15 protein-coding genes are annotated in these 14269 nt (G+C 66.4%); 5 read left to right on the top strand and 10 right to left on the bottom strand.

Annotated features, from left to right (window positions below; genetic code table 11):
• Nucleotide 1: 1 nt before the first annotated feature.
• The 3 genes from SARO_RS10710 to SARO_RS10700 form a co-directional block, all read right to left on the bottom strand.
• Entirely contained in the window at nt 2–556 is a 555-nt protein-coding gene (locus SARO_RS10710) for a rod shape-determining protein MreD (RefSeq protein ID WP_011445778.1), read from the bottom strand.
• Complete coding sequence (gene mreC, locus SARO_RS10705; protein WP_011445777.1) at nt 553–1458, bottom strand: rod shape-determining protein MreC; 906 nt, start codon at nt 1456–1458, stop codon at nt 553–555. Before mreC ends, SARO_RS10710 begins: the two co-directional genes overlap by 4 nt.
• A gap of 79 nt (nt 1459–1537) precedes the next feature.
• On the bottom strand, nt 1538–2584 hold the full coding sequence (locus SARO_RS10700) for a rod shape-determining protein (RefSeq protein ID WP_011445776.1): 1047 nt from the start codon (nt 2582–2584) through the stop codon (nt 1538–1540).
• A 188-nt stretch (nt 2585–2772) separates the two neighbouring features.
• On the opposite strand from SARO_RS10700, the gene mutL reads away from it, so the two are divergent.
• Together mutL and SARO_RS10690 are read left to right on the top strand one after the other, a co-directional pair.
• Nucleotides 2773–4584 (top strand): DNA mismatch repair endonuclease MutL, encoded by a 1812-nt coding sequence (gene mutL, locus SARO_RS10695; protein ID WP_011445775.1) that lies wholly within the window; start codon nt 2773–2775, stop codon nt 4582–4584.
• Nucleotides 4585–4595: 11 nt separating this feature from the next.
• Nucleotides 4596–5084 carry a hypothetical protein gene (locus SARO_RS10690; RefSeq protein ID WP_041550294.1) on the top strand — a complete coding sequence of 163 codons (489 nt, stop codon included), beginning with the start codon at nt 4596–4598 and terminating at the stop codon, nt 5082–5084.
• Between the two features lie 74 nt (nt 5085–5158).
• Here SARO_RS10690 and SARO_RS10685 read toward each other — a convergent pair whose 3' ends face one another.
• The 3 genes from SARO_RS10685 to SARO_RS10675 all read right to left on the bottom strand — a co-directional run bounded on the left by SARO_RS10685 (nt 5159) and on the right by SARO_RS10675 (nt 7313).
• Nucleotides 5159–5617, bottom strand: a complete 459-nt coding sequence (locus SARO_RS10685; protein ID WP_011445773.1) for a MaoC family dehydratase — start codon at nt 5615–5617, stop codon at nt 5159–5161.
• A 43-nt stretch (nt 5618–5660) separates the two neighbouring features.
• Nucleotides 5661–6452: a DUF1206 domain-containing protein gene (locus tag SARO_RS10680; protein WP_011445772.1), complete on the bottom strand. Its 792-nt coding sequence runs from the start codon at nt 6450–6452 to the stop codon at nt 5661–5663.
• A gap of 63 nt (nt 6453–6515) precedes the next feature.
• On the bottom strand, nt 6516–7313 hold the full coding sequence (locus SARO_RS10675; RefSeq protein WP_011445771.1) for a MauE/DoxX family redox-associated membrane protein: 798 nt from the start codon (nt 7311–7313) through the stop codon (nt 6516–6518).
• 44 nt (nt 7314–7357) lie between these two features.
• Here SARO_RS10675 and SARO_RS10670 point away from each other — a divergent pair, with 44 nt between their 5' ends.
• Entirely contained in the window at nt 7358–7753 is a 396-nt protein-coding gene (locus SARO_RS10670) for a MerR family transcriptional regulator (protein WP_011445770.1), read from the top strand.
• 55 nt (nt 7754–7808) lie between these two features.
• Here SARO_RS10670 and ychF read toward each other — a convergent pair whose 3' ends face one another.
• Complete coding sequence (gene ychF, locus SARO_RS10665) at nt 7809–8909, bottom strand: redox-regulated ATPase YchF (RefSeq protein WP_011445769.1); 1101 nt, start codon at nt 8907–8909, stop codon at nt 7809–7811.
• A 113-nt stretch (nt 8910–9022) separates the two neighbouring features.
• Here ychF and SARO_RS10660 point away from each other — a divergent pair, with 113 nt between their 5' ends.
• Nucleotides 9023–10540, top strand: a complete 1518-nt coding sequence (locus SARO_RS10660; RefSeq protein WP_011445768.1) for a tetratricopeptide repeat protein — start codon at nt 9023–9025, stop codon at nt 10538–10540.
• An 85-nt stretch (nt 10541–10625) separates the two neighbouring features.
• On the opposite strand, the gene SARO_RS10655 is transcribed toward SARO_RS10660, so the two are convergent.
• On the bottom strand, nt 10626–11342 hold the full coding sequence (locus tag SARO_RS10655) for a cistern family PEP-CTERM protein (protein WP_011445767.1): 717 nt from the start codon (nt 11340–11342) through the stop codon (nt 10626–10628).
• Nucleotides 11343–11515: 173 nt separating this feature from the next.
• Here SARO_RS10655 and SARO_RS10650 point away from each other — a divergent pair, with 173 nt between their 5' ends.
• Nucleotides 11516–13030: a tetratricopeptide repeat protein gene (locus SARO_RS10650; RefSeq protein WP_011445766.1), complete on the top strand. Its 1515-nt coding sequence runs from the start codon at nt 11516–11518 to the stop codon at nt 13028–13030.
• Nucleotides 13031–13065: 35 nt separating this feature from the next.
• Here the strand turns inward: SARO_RS10650 and SARO_RS10645 are convergent, their stop codons facing one another.
• A complete protein-coding gene (locus tag SARO_RS10645) occupies nt 13066–13479 on the bottom strand; it encodes a PEP-CTERM sorting domain-containing protein (RefSeq protein WP_011445765.1) in 414 nt (137 codons plus the stop codon).
• Between the two features lie 144 nt (nt 13480–13623).
• Entirely contained in the window at nt 13624–14199 is a 576-nt protein-coding gene (pth, locus tag SARO_RS10640; protein WP_011445764.1) for an aminoacyl-tRNA hydrolase, read from the bottom strand.
• Between the last annotated feature and the right edge of the window lie 70 nt (nt 14200–14269).

Below are 14269 nucleotides of genomic sequence, written 5' to 3'. Positions count from 1 at the left end.
CCTACAGCCTCTTCAGCGGCAGCAGGCGCACGCGGTCGAGCATGGCGACCAGGCCCGTCACCACCGGATAGAGCACGAGCGACAACAGCAGTTGCGGCACGATCACGATGGGCAGCGGATAGCGCGTCGCCAGCCCGGCTATGGCGGAGCAGAGCACGAGATAGGCCGTGGTCAGGACGCTTGCCGTAAGCCAGTCCTGGATGAAGCCGCGCCACAGGAAGCGTTCGTCGATGATTTCCATCGCCAGCATCGTCGCCGACCACAGGACGATGCCCGATCCGAACGGCTGGCCGGAATAGAGATCGTCCACGAAGCCGAGGGGCAGTCCTGCCCAGACCGGCAGCATCCCCGGTCGCAACATGCGCCAGGCGAGCAGCATCATGTAGGCCAGCGGCGGCATGACCGGCGCCGATGCGATGACCGGCGAAAAGCTCGCCATCGATGCCAGCATGATCGTCAGCCAGGGCAGTCCGTTGGCGACGATGGGCGAAGGCGCGCGGTTGATCCGCTTGCGGCCGATCTCTTCGGGTGTGGCGGAAAGACCGCGCCAGTTCACGGGACCTCGGCGGCGCTCTGCGCGCCGTCCTTCTCGATCTGCTCGATCTCTGCCCGCGCCTGTGCGCTGTAGGTAGGCTCGACGATCACGAACTCGTTGTCCGCTGGATCGGCGGCAAGGTGGCCGGTGGCTCCGTCGCGGTGGGGGTCGGTCGCTACGGCCACCGGAATTCCGGGCGGATAGAGCCCGCCGGAGCCCGACGTCACGAAGACGTCGCCCTTTCGCACGGGATTGATGCCCATGTTGATCAGGCGGATGTCGATCCTGCCGTTGGACGCGCCCTGGACGAACGCGGCAAGGCCGTCGCGCACGCGGCGCACTGGCACGACGTTGTCGGGGTCGGTGACGAGCAGGACCCGCGCGGTCGAAGGTCCGGCCTCGATCACGCGGCCGACCAGCCCCGATGCGGCGCGTACCGGCTGGCCAGGGCGCACGCCGCGGTCGGTGCCGACGTCGATGATCGCGAAGCGCCGCGTGCTGGCTGCCGTCGATCCGATCAGGTGTGCAGCCGCGATGGGCCGGCGCGAGGGATCGACGATGCCCAGCAGCGCCTTGAGGCGGCGGTTCTCGTCCTGCAACGATTGCATGGTGACGGCATTGGCGCGCGCGGCCTCGACCTCGCGGCGCAGGTCGGCATTCTGCTGGCCGGCACGGAAATAGGCGCCCACGGCTGCGAACAGGCCCTGTCCGGTGCTGCGCCCTTCGGCCCCGGCCTTGCCCAGCGGGCGCGCGACTTCGGCTGCGGAACTGCGGGCAAAGGCAAATGCGTCCGGATTGACGAGCGAGGTCACGAGCACGGCAAGTCCGGCCACGACGCCGAGAATGGCGATAACGTAGCCGGTGAAAATCCCGTACTGCGCCCTGCGCGAATAGCCCGGGCGCCGGTCCTGCGACCGCGCCATCCGTTCACCCCTTGAAACCGGCGCGATTTCCGCGCCGCACTGCAACCCGCAACGTTCTTATGCGATCAGATCCGTGTCTTTACGCGGTCATCAGCACGCCGCGATAGATCGGGTCTTCCATCGCGCGGCCGGTGCCGAGCGCGACGCAGGACAGCGGATCTTCAGCCACGCTCACCGGCAGCCCGGTTTCCTCGCGCAGATGTTCATCCAGCCCGCGGATCAGCGCGCCGCCACCGGTCAGCACGATGCCCTGGTCGACGATGTCGGCGGCCAGTTCGGGCGCGGTATTCTCAAGCGCGATGCGCACGCCCTCGACGATGGCGCCGATCGGTTCGGACAGCGCTTCGGCGACGTTGGCCTGCGTGATGGTGATTTCCTTGGGCACGCCGTTCACGAGGTCGCGGCCCTTGATGTGGATCGTTTCGCCGATCCCGTCGGCCGGGGTCGTGGCGATGCCGTAGTCCTTCTTGATCCGCTCTGCCGTGGATTCGCCGATCAGCAGGTTGTGGTGGCGACGCACGTAGGAAACGATCGCCTCGTCCATCTTGTCGCCGCCAACGCGGACCGAAGTGGTATAGGCAAGGCCGCGCAGCGAAAGCACGGCCACTTCGGTCGTGCCGCCGCCGATGTCGACAACCATCGAGCCCACCGGTTCGGTCACCGGCATGTCGGCGCCGATCGCGGCGGCCATCGGTTCGAGGATCAGGTAGACCTGGCTGGCGCCGGCATTGCTTGCCGCATCGCGGATTGCGCGGCGTTCGACGCTGGTCGAGCCCGAGGGCACGCAGATCACGATTTCGGGATAGCGCAGCAGGCTCTTCGACCCGTGGACCTTGCGGATGAAGTGCTTGATCATCTCCTCGGCGACTTCGATGTCGGCGATCACGCCGTCGCGCAGCGGACGGATGGCCTCGATGTTGTCGGGCGTCTTGCCCATCATCATCTTCGCATCATCGCCAACGGCCTTGACCCGCTTGATGCCGTTGATCGTCTCGATGGCGACGACGGAAGGTTCGTTCAGCACTATGCCGCGATCCTGGACGTAGACCAGCGTATTGGCCGTGCCGAGGTCGATCGCGATGTTCTGGGAACCGAACTTGAAGAATCGGGAAAAGATCGAAGCCATCAGGAAATCCGTGATAATCTGCGGTTTGACGCACGGGCAAGCGCCAGACCCCTCCAGAATGAGCGCCCGGGAAGGCGGCTTCCTAGCAGGCGAAGTCCGCAAAGCCCATGGGTTTGTGCGGCTTTGGACGGATAACTTCACCGCTTGTCTCGAAATAAAGCGGGTTCGGCGCTAGTCGTGTTCGGACCATGCGAGTCATCCGTCGTCTTCCCGAAACGCTCATCAACCGCATCGCTGCCGGCGAGGTGGTTGAGCGCCCGGCGAGCGCGCTCAAGGAACTCGTCGAAAACGCCATCGACGCGGGATCGAGCCACGTCCACGTGCGCCTCTCCGAAGGGGGGCTCGCCATGATCGAGGTGTCGGACGATGGCTGCGGCATGCGCCCCGACGAGATCGCGCTGGCGCTCGAACGCCATGCAACCTCCAAGCTTCCGGACGAGGCCATCGAACTGGTCGAGACGCTCGGCTTCCGGGGAGAGGCGCTGCCCTCGATTGCATCGGTCGCGCGCGTCACCATCGAAAGCCGCCCCCATGGCACCGCCGAAGGGTGGAAGCGGGTGGTCGACAATGGCGCGCTGGTGGCCGAAGGCCCCGCCGCGCTTCCGCCCGGGACGCGGGTGAGGGTCGAACATCTGTTCGAGAAGATCCCGGCGCGCCGCAAGTTCCTGCGCAGCCCGCGCTCGGAATGGGCCGCTGCATCGGATGTCGTCCGCCGCCTCGCCATGGCCCGCCCCGACGTCGGCTTCACGCTCGAACACGACGGTCGCCGCGCGCTCCACGTCCAGGCCGGGGAAACGCTCGAGGCCCGCGTGGCGCAACTCGTCGCGCGCGAACTGGCGGGCAATTCGGTCGAGGTCGACCTCGTCCGGGGCGATTTCCACCTCACCGGCATCGCCGGCTTGCCGACCTTCAACCGCGGCGTGGCCGATCACCAGTACCTGTTCGTCAATGGCCGTCCGGTGAAAGACCGCCTGCTTATCGGCGCGGTGCGCGGCGCCTATGCCGACATGCTCGCGCGCGACCGTCATGCCGTGCTGGCGCTGTTCCTGCAGGTTCCGGCCAGCGAGGTCGACGTCAACGTCCATCCCGCCAAGTCCGAAGTCCGCTTCCGCGACCCGGCGCTGGTGCGCGGCATGGTCGTCTCGGGGTTGCGCCATGCGCTTTCCACCGGCGACCAGCGATCCGCCCAGGCTCCCTCGGCAAGCGCGATGGCTGCCTGGCAGGCCGAACCCATCGCGCCGCCACCACCTTCGTCTCCGTCAAGCGACTGGCAGGGCAGCATCTTTTCGCAACAGTGGAAACCTGAACCGCGCGTCAGCGAAGCCGGGCAGGCGTGGCGGGGCTACGAGCAGGCGATCATGGCGCCCCCGTCCGCAAGGGCCGAGCCTGCGGCCCAGCCGGTGGTCGATGCCGCGCAACATCCGCTCGGCGTGGCGCGCGGGCAGATCTCGAACACCTATATCGTCGCCGAGGCGGAGGACGGTCTCGTCATCGTCGATCAGCACGCTGCCCACGAACGCCTCGTGCTCGAGAGGCTGCGCGCCGCCGGGGCGGGGCAGGGCGTGGCGCCTTCGCAGGCGTTGCTCATCCCTGAGGTGGTCGAGCTTGATGAAACGGCGTGCGACCGTCTGGAAGAAGCTTCGGAAAAGCTTGCCGAATTCGGTCTGGCGCTGGAGCGTTTCGGTCCCAATGCGGTTCTCGTGCGCGCCATTCCGGCGGCTCTCGCCAAGGGCGATCCGGCAAGGCTGGTGGCAGATGTCGCGGACGATCTTGCCCACCACGGCGATGCGCTGCTGCTCGGCGAAAAGCTCGACCTCGTCCTCGCCACGATGGCCTGCCACGGCTCGGTCCGCGCAGGGCGCACGCTCTCGGTGGCGGAAATGAACGCACTGTTGCGCGAAATGGAAGTGACGCCCCGCTCGGGCCAGTGCAACCACGGCCGCCCGACCTGGGTGAAACTCGCGCACGGAGACATAGAAAAGCTGTTCGGGAGGAAGTGACGATGCAAGGAATGGCGCGCACCGCTTTGATTTCACTCGCTCTTCTAGGCACCTCTGGTTGCGGCGAGAAGGCGCCGAGCGATGCCGAGGCCATCGCCGCGGTAGAGGCCGCGCAGGACGGCAAGCCGCCCGTCAAACCCTTGCAGCCGCAGCCGATTCTCTATCCGGACATCACCCAGAACAAGCTCCACGGTACCGGCTGCGCCTTCGTTGCGGATGGCGGCGGTCTTGGCGCGGTCCTGCTGGCGCAGGACAAGCGCGGGATCATCAAGCTGGACGGGCATGTCGAGGTACTCGCGCCGGATGCCGGATCGCACAAGATGCCGAAAGGGAGCTGGTCGCGCTATACCGGCAAGGAGCGCGCGCTGACGCTGACCGCCATCGGGCCGATCACTCCTGCAGGCGGGGCGGACCAGTTCAAGGGCAAGCTGATCATCACCGACGCGTTCGAGCGGCCTGTTTTCGAGGCCACGGGCGACGTGCAGTGCAAGGCGATCTAGCGCACCGGACCAGGCCGGCCACGTGCGGGCAGGTGTCGTTAGGTGCTTTTAGGTGCTTTTAGGTGCCGTTCGGGTCACGCAACCGTTTCGGGCTCGCGAACGCGGATCAGGCCGATCGACTTCATCGACATGACGACCACGCCGTCCTGGTTGTAAACCTTTACCAGTGAACGGAAACTTCCCATTTCCGGGCGTGATGAGCTGCGCTTCTTGTCGACAATCTCGGTCTCCACCGACAGCGTGTCTCCGGGGTAGACCGGCCGGAGCCAGCGGATTTCGTCGAGACCGGGCGAGCCGAGCCCCGCCTGCCGGCGCTCCTTCAGGTTCTCCACCAGCATGGCCATGGTCATCGCGCATGTATGCCAACCGCTCGCCGAGAGCCGCCCGAAGTGGGTCTGCGCAGCCGCCTCGTCATCGAGATGGAATGGTTGCGGATCATACTTCGACGCGAATTCAATGACTTCGTCCCGCTTTACGGCATAGCTGCCAAAGCGGTGGACGGTGCCGGGCTCGATATCCTCGAAATACTGCATGAGGATAGCGTTGCGCGCGGGCCCGGCATTGTCAATCGATCGGTTAAAATTTCAGTCGACGTGGCGACGGGTCGGGAATGACGCGATAGCGGGCCAGGATAAGACTGAACAAGCCGAACAGGACCAATCCCGCCGCAACGAGGGAGAAGGCCGCGCCCATGTCGCGCAAGTCGTTGATCGCGCCGCCTAAAGACAGGACCTCGCCGCCGCTTTCCGACCGGGCCGAGCGCAACAGCGACCAGCCGATGAGCGCGAAGACCACCGCCCGCGCTGCGTGCCCGGCACGGCCGATCCAGCAGGTGGCGGCGGGCGCGGCGGAGGAAACGCTCTTCATGAAGCCCGCCGTCACGCTGCTTTTTGCCTGGAGGAGCGCGGCGGCGATCAGGGCGAGGCCGGAGACGGCAAGGAGCGTGGGGCCAAGCGGAAGGTCGAGGACGTTGCCCGCAACTGCGGAGGAGCGGTCGTCGGCCACTTTGCGCGCACCCGAGGCCATTCTGGCGGCGGTCCACGCCATGGCGAAGTGGATGATCGCGCTGGCGAAATAGCCGATGCGGTGGGCAATGCCCTTGAACCCCGAACCACGGCGCTCGATGTCGAAGACGGCGGCGGACAGGCGGTAGAGGGCATATCCGGCGAGCCCCGCCGCAGCGGCGAAGAGGACGATGGTCCCGCCGGGAATCGCGGCGACGAAGGCAAAAACATCGCCCGCGCCATCGTCGACGTTGTCGCGCCGCGCGGTGGTCAGCGCGAGGTAGCCAAGGAGCATGTAGACCAGACCGCGCACGGCAAAGCCCAGCCTTGCCAGCCAGACTACTTTTTCCGACTTGTCGACCATGCGCGTTCCTTCTCCCGACAGTTGCGGGAGAAGGAACGCCCCGGTTGCGATGTTGTGCCGGGGTCAGGCACCCATCGGCCGGGAAAGCATCCAGATCGCCATGCCGACCATGACGACGTTTTCGGTGAGCGAGACGAAGCCGAGCGGTACGCGGCCCGATCCGCCGACGCAGGCGCACTTCAGTTCGCGGCGCTGGACATAGACCGCGTAGAACACCGAAACCGCGCCGATGCTGCCGATGAACAGCGCGATCGGGATCGACAGCCATTCAAGCGCGCGCGCCGCCATGAGAACGCCTGCCAGCGCCTCGCCGAAGGGGTAGAGATAGGCATAGGGCACCCAACGCCGGGCGAGCAGGTCGTAGCCTAGGAACATCGTGGCGAAACGGTCGACGTCCTGGAGCTTGAGCATGGCCAGAAGCGCCATCGCGAAGGCGACGAACCATTCTGCTGCACGGGGGGTGAAGATCGAGCCGAACGCGGCAAAACTGACCGCGAGCGCGAGTGCGGCGGCAATCGCGAATACGGCGAGGACCGGCACGTAGCTGGTCGCATCGGGATCGGCGACCTTCAGGCCGAGAAAGCGGCGTGTATCGTCGTGCCCGCCCACGCGCTTGCCGTCGATGAAGACCTGCGGGGTGGTCTTGACGCCGTGTTCGGCCTTGAAGGCATCGGTTTCCTCGCGCGTGCGAAGCCAGTGATCGTCTACCTGGTATCCCTGCCGTTCAAGGAGATGCTTCACCTTCACGCCATAGGGGCAGATGTGCTTGGGCATGACCATCCGGTAGATGGTGGCCACCCTGGACCGGGGGTGCGACCTGGGCTCGGAAGCGAGGTGATTCGGGGTCTGTGCGTTTGTCATGCACTGCCCTATAGCTTGCGTACCATGGTACGGAGTCAAGCGCGATGGCAATGACCATTTCCGAACTGGCCAAGGGGGCGGGCGTCGGGGTCGAGACAGTCCGGTTCTATCAACGCAAGGGGCTGCTGGACGATCCACGCCCAAGCCGCACGGCGCGGCAAGGGCAGCGGCATTACGGCCCGGAAGACCTCCGCCGCCTGCGCTTCGTGCGCAGCGCGCAAGCTGCCGGCTTCACGCTGGCGGAAATTTCCGAGCTGCTGGCGCTCGATGCAGGGCATGACCGACCGCGCGCGCGGGAAATGGCGCGGGCCAGGCTCCATGCCATCGAACAGGAAATCGCGCGGCTGGAAGCGGCGCGGCAATCGCTGCGCAAGCTGGCGCGCGAATGCGCCAAAGGCGATGCGGGGCCGTGCCCGATCATCGCGGCATTTGAGGGTTAGGGCTGGGGGGCAGCGCTGGTCGGCCCCTCCCGTCAGGGGAGGGGCGACCCGGCGGTCAGACGTTGAACTTGAAGTGGAGGACGTCGCCGTCCTTCACCACGTACTCCTTGCCTTCCTGGCGCAGCTTGCCGGCATCGCGCGCGGCGCTTTCGCCGCCGAGGCTGACGAAATCGTCGTAGGCGATGGTTTCGGCGCGGATGAAGCCGCGCTGCATGTCGGAGTGGATCTCACCGGCGGCTTCGGGCGCCTTTGCGCCAAGGTGCACGGTCCATGCACGCGCTTCCTTGGGGCCGACGGTGAAGAAGGTGATGAGGTGAAGCAGCTCGTAGCCGGCGCGGATCACGCGGGCGAGGCCGGTTTCGTGCAGGCCCATTTCCTCGAGGAAAACGGAGCGTTCCTCGGGGTCCATGCCGACGAGTTCGGATTCGATCGCGGCCGAAACGATCACCGCGTTGGCGCCTTCGGCCTTGGCCTTTTCGAAGACGCGGGCGGAGAAGGCGTTGCCGTTCGCCGCGCTTTCTTCCTCGACGTTGCAGACGTAGAGAACGGGCTTGGCGGTGAGGAGCTGGGCCTGCTTGAAGACGCGCGCTTCCTCGTCATCCTTCGGCTGGGTGAGGCGAGCGGGCTTGCCGTCGCGCAGAAGTTCGAGCGCCTGGCCGAGGACCGAGGCGATGATCTTCGATTCCTTGTCGCCCGCCTTGGCCTTCTTTTCGGCGGCGGGAACGCGCTTCTCGAGGCTTTCGAGGTCCGACAGCATCAGTTCGGTCTCGACCGTCTCGGCGTCGGAGATAGGATCGACCTTGTTGTCGACGTGCTGGATGTCGTCGTTCTCGAAACAGCGCAGGACGTGGACGATGGCGTCCACTTCGCGGATGTTGCCGAGGAACTGGTTGCCGAGGCCTTCGCCCTTCGATGCCCCGCGCACGAGGCCGGCGATGTCGACGAAGCCGAGCTGGGTGGGGATGATCTTCTGGCTGCCAGCGATCTCGGCCAGCTTGTCGAGCCGGGGATCAGGGACGCCGACGTTGCCGACGTTGGGCTCGATCGTGCAGAACGGATAGTTGGCGGCCTGCGCCGCCTGCGTTTCGGTCAGCGCATTGAACAGCGTCGACTTGCCGACATTGGGAAGACCGACGATCCCGCAACGAAAACCCATCACAAACTCCTTGGTTGGGCGCGCCCATAGCGGGGGATGCGGAGTTTGGAAACCTTCACCGAAATTTCAGGGGTTGCCGCCAGATATGTCCAATTCGGTGGAGTTGGTGGACAATGAAGAATCTGCGTGGGTTGATCGTGCCGCTGGTGTTGCCGTTCGTGCTCGCCGGATGCGGGGCGAGCCCCGAGGAGCGGGCCGAGCGAGCACGCAAGGCATTCGAGACGCATGATTTCCGTGCGGCGCAGGTTGATATTGCGGCGGCGCTGGAGGCGAAGCCCGGCGATGCCGCGCTGATCGAATTGCAGGCGCGCAATGCGCTGGCGCTGGGTGACGGCATCGCGGCCGAGGCTGCGCTTTCCCGCCTGGCGGAAGGGCAGCGACCGGCTGACTTCGCGCAACTGATGGGCGAGGCGGCGCTGCTGCGGCAGATGCCCGACGAGGCGCTTTCCGCTATCGGCAACGACGCATCGCCCTCCGCACAACGTATCCGCGCGCTGGCCATGCTCGCCAAGGGCGATCGCGCGACGGCGGAGGCGGCGTTCGCGGCGGGGGCGCAAGGGGCAAGCGATGCACGCCTGCTGGCGGACTACGCGCGGTTCAGCCTGATGGGGGGAGACGTGGCAAAGGCGCGAGCGCTTGCCGACCGGGCGGTCAAGGCTGCCCCGGATCTCATCGATACGCTGCTGGCGGACGCCGAAGTATCGGTCGCGCAGGGCAAGCTGGCGCAGGCCCTGGCGACCTATGACAGGGCGGCGAAGGACTGGCCGGGCAATCTTGCCGCGCTGGCCGGGAAGGCGGCGGTGCTGGGCGACCTGGGACGGACGAAAGATATGGAGGCGGTCCTCGCCTCGCTGGCCGAAGTGAAGGGCGGCGGGCAGGTCGCCTATCTCCAGGCGCGCGCGGCTGCGGCGCGGGGGGATTGGAGCACCGTGCGCAGCGTGCTTCAGGCCAACGAGAAGGCTCTGGAAGGCAAGGACGAGGCGACCGTGCTCTATGCCCAGGCGCTGGTGGCGCTGAAGCAGCCGGAGCAGGCGCGCGCCCGGCTCCAGCCACTGCTGACGCGCAATCCGCAAAGCGCGATGATACGGCGCGAATTGGCCAAGGCCCAGCTCGCCGCAGGCGATGCGCGCGGCGCGGTCGAGACGATGCGGCCGTTTGCCGAAGTGCAGACCGCCGATGCGGAAGACTTGCGCCTGCTGGCAAGGGCCGCGGCGGCTTCAGGCGACCCGGAAGCGGCGAAGCTGGCCGAGAAGGCGAAGTATCCTTCACCCCAGGCACTGGCGGCGACCTTGGCGCAGGCCGATACGGCGATGAAGCAGGGCAACTGGGGCAATGCCGTTGCCGCCTACGATCGCATCCTGGCGGTGACGGATGGTTCGAACGCGCTGGTGCTGAACAACATGGCCTATGCGCAGGGGCAATTGGGCAACAGTGCCAAGGCGCTGGACTTCGCGGAACGTGCGCTGAAAGCGGCGCCGGGCAATGCCTCGGTCATGGACACACTGGGCTGGCTGCTGGTCGAGAGCGGCAAGGACAAGGCGCGCGGGCTGAAGCTGTTGCAGGATGCGGCGGCCAAGGCGCCGGGCAATGCAGCGATCCGCCAGCACCTCGACAAGGCGCGGCAGGGCTAGGTCGCGGAAACGGCCGCGCGCCGGAAACGGAAAAAGGGAGCCCGCACCCGGCAGGCTCCCTTCCGACCTTGTTCGTGAGCCGCGATCAGGCGGCGAAGGCGAGGCGCGGCGGCGCTGCCTTGCGACGACAGGCGAGGGCGAGGCCGGCAAGGCCCACGCCGAAGAGGCCGAGCATGCCCGGTTCGGGAACCGGAGTGCCGCCGGTCGATCCGCCGGTCGAGGTGAGCGTGCCCGAACCGCTGGCCGAGCTGATGCCGGGAACGCCGCTGATCGACTGATAGCGCACGTAGAAGTCGCTCAGCGTCAGCGAGCTGACCGGCTGGGAGAAGCTGAGCGTGAACGAACCGGTGCCGCTCTGGCCGAGCGTGAGCCCGCCGCTTCCGCCGCCCGAGCAGCTTCCGGTGGCCGCATCCTTGAAGCACACGTCGACCGTGCCGATCCCGTTGGGATAGTTCGACGACAGCGTGGTGTAGGAGAAAGCGCCCGTGCTGGTGGCGGACGAAATGTTCGGATCGGTGTTGAACGCGAAGCTCGAAATACGCGAAGCCGTCACCGGCGCGGAGCTGGTGTTCGTCACGTTGTAGTCGAAGGTGTAGTCGTTGCCCGACACCCCGGTGAGGGTGAAGGTCGTCGAGCCGGTCAGGCCGTCGATCGAGGTGCCGCCCGAAAAGCCGTCGTAATTCAGCGTGAAGCTGTTGCCGATGTCGCCCGAGCCGAGCGTGATCGTATCGGCGTATGCCGGGATCGCGCTGGCGAGAGCAGCGCTTGCGGCAAGCCCTGCAAGTACCGTCCTGATGGTCATGTGGTCGTCCTCCTCGAACCGAACAAGGTTTACGCTCGGTAAGGCAAAGAGCGTGCCAGTGCCGGAAAACCGCCATTTCGGATGGTTAACCATCGGGGCGACGTAAACTTTCCCGACACTCCAGTAACTTGCAGTTTCACCAATGATTCAGTCGTTCGTGGCATGATCGGGGCATGCGAAACGTCAGGATACTTTCTCTCGCCCTGCTGCTGTCCGCCTGCGGAACCGATACGGCCGACCGCGTGGCCCGGGCCCGCTCGGAGATCGCCGGGATGGAACTGGCCGCGGCCCGCGTCGATCTGGCGGCGGCGCTTGCCGAGCGGGGCGACGATGCCGAACTGCTGCGGTTGCTGGCCTCGGTGCAACTGCGCCTCGGCGACGGGGACGGGGCGGAAGCCACGGCGGCAAGGCTGGAACGGACCGGGGCAACGGGCGCGGAACTCGCGCGCATGAGAGCTGAAGCCGCACTGCTGCGCGGCCGTGCACGGGAAGCGCTGGCGCTTCTGGGCAACGATGCCACGACTGGCGGCTGGCGGGTGAGGGCCGCCGCGCTTTCCGCAGTGGGCGACGGGGAGGGAGCATTCAGGGCGCTGCAATCGGGTCTTGCCGCAGGGTCCGATCCGCTACTGCTGCGCGACATGGCGCGGTTCCTGATCGATGCGCAGGACCTTGATGGCGCACAGCGGCAGGTGGATGCGCTGGCCCGGATGCAGGACGATGGTTTCGATGCCCTGATGCTTTCGGCAGACATCGCGGCGCGGCGCGGGCGCTATGCCCAGGCCCATGCCACGCTGGAACGCGCGGCAAAGCGCTATCCGCGCATTCCGGACCCGTGGATCGCCCGGGCCGATGCCTATGATCGAGAGGGCAAGCTCGACGAGGCGGTGGCAATGACGGCGCGGGCGGCGGCCCTTGCGCCGGACGATCCGCGCGTGACCAATCTCAAGGTCGAGTTCGCCGCGATGAAGGGCGACTGGGAGGCGGTCCGCACGGCGCTGGCGCGGCAGGAGGCAACGCTCGACCCGCTGTCGGCCAACGGGCTCACCTATGCCGAGGCGATGCTGCGGCTGGGGCGGCCGGAGCAGGCGCGGGCGATGTTCCAGCGCGCCCTCACACGGTCGCCCAACAATCCGTACTCGCGGCTCATGCTTGCGGAAGCGCATCTGGCGACGGGCAATGCCGTTGCCGCGCTGGAAACCGTGCGTCCGCTCGCGCAAAGCCTGACGGCAGGTCCGCGCGAACTGGAACTTGCCGAGAAGGCGGCACGGGCGGCCAACAGCGGCGAGGCCGACGCGCTGGCGGCTCGGCTCGCGGCGGTCCGGAAGTCACAGGTCTCGGCGCTGGCTGCCAAGGGTCAGGCTGCGCTGGTCGGCGAAGACTGGAATGGCGCGATCGAAGCCTACGGACAACTTGCGCAGATGGGCGAGGATGCGGACGTGCTGAAGCGGCTGGCGCTGGCGCTGAGCCACGCCGGACGGGTCGACGAGGCCATCAGGGCAGCGGACCGTGCACGGACCCTTCGGCCCGGCGATCCGGACATGAGCTACATGGCCGGGTATGTGCGCGTCGCGGGCGGGAAGGACAAGGCCACCGGGCTTGGTCTGCTCCGCCACGCGACCGAGTCCGCGCCGGACAATCTGGTCTTCAAGCGGGCGCTTGCGCGGTATTCGGCGGCTGGCGGCGCCTGAGGGAGCCGATGCTCCTCCCAGGCGCTTGAAGCGGGTCAGGCGCGCGGCTTGACCTTGCGCGAACGGGCAAGGCCGACACCGAGCAGGCCCAGCGCCATCATGCCCAGCATTCCCGGTTCGGGAACGTCGGTGCCGCCCGAGGAACTCGTCGTACCGCCCGACGTGGTGCCACCCGAAGTCGTCGTCGTGCCGCCTGAAGTGGTCGTGGTTCCGCCGGACGTGGTGGTGCCGCCAGAGGTGGTCGTCGTGCCGCCCGAGGTGGTGGTGCCGCCCGAGGTCGTGCTGGACGTGCTGCCGCCGGAGGAGGTCGAGCCGCATTGGCTGGAGCCGCCGCTGTGGCCGCAGTTGCAGTAGTGCGTGTGGGTGAGCCACCATGTGGCATGGGCCGGCGTTGCCGCGGCGGCGCCGAGCGCTGCAGTTGCGGCGATGGCGAGTGAACGGATTTTCATTTCAACCCCCTTCGTTTTCGTGGTCGGGGATTGTTTTGCAAATTCGGTGCCAAATCGAAAAATGCAGCAACTATAGTGTCCGGCGCGTTAACCATTATTAATGGCGTAAAGGCGTTCGACAAGTCACGTTTCCGAATTGTTGCTTCACCCCGCCGTTTGTTGACGAAGTGCAATGTTATTCATGAAAAGTACATTATCACCCTTGGCTAAAAGGGCCGCTTCGGATGCAATTGCGCCGAGCATGTCGACGAGATCGTCCTGTTCGGACTTGGCGAAGTTGCCCAGGACGTGGCCCGTCACCCGGTCCTTGTGCCCGGGATGGCCGATGCCGAGCCGCACCCGCAGGAAGTCCGGCCCGAGGTGCTTGTCGATGGAACGCAATCCGTTGTGGCCCGCCGTACCGCCGCCCTGCTTCACCTTCACCTTGAACGGGGCGAGGTCCAGCTCGTCGTGGAACACGACCAGAGCATCCATCCCAAGCTTGTAGAAGCGCATCGCCTCGCCGACGGAACGACCGCTTTCGTTCATGAACGTCGCGGGCTTGAGCAGCAGGACCTTTTCGGTGCCGATGCGGCCCTCCTGCAACCAGCCCTGGAACTTCTTCTGGACCGGGCCGAAATTGTGCACCTCCGCAATAGTGTCGAGCGCCATGAAGCCGACATTGTGCCGGTGGAGCGCATATTGCGGTCCGGGATTTCCGAGGCCGACCCAGAGCTGCATTCGGGATTGATCCTTTCATTCGGTGCTGGCCATTTGGGACTGGGGCGCATTGCCAGATATGGCCCGGCAA

The organism is Novosphingobium aromaticivorans DSM 12444 (assembly GCF_000013325.1).
GTDB classification, from domain to species: Bacteria; Pseudomonadota; Alphaproteobacteria; order Sphingomonadales; family Sphingomonadaceae; genus Novosphingobium; species Novosphingobium aromaticivorans.
This window is presented reverse-complemented; position numbering and strand designations above follow the sequence as displayed.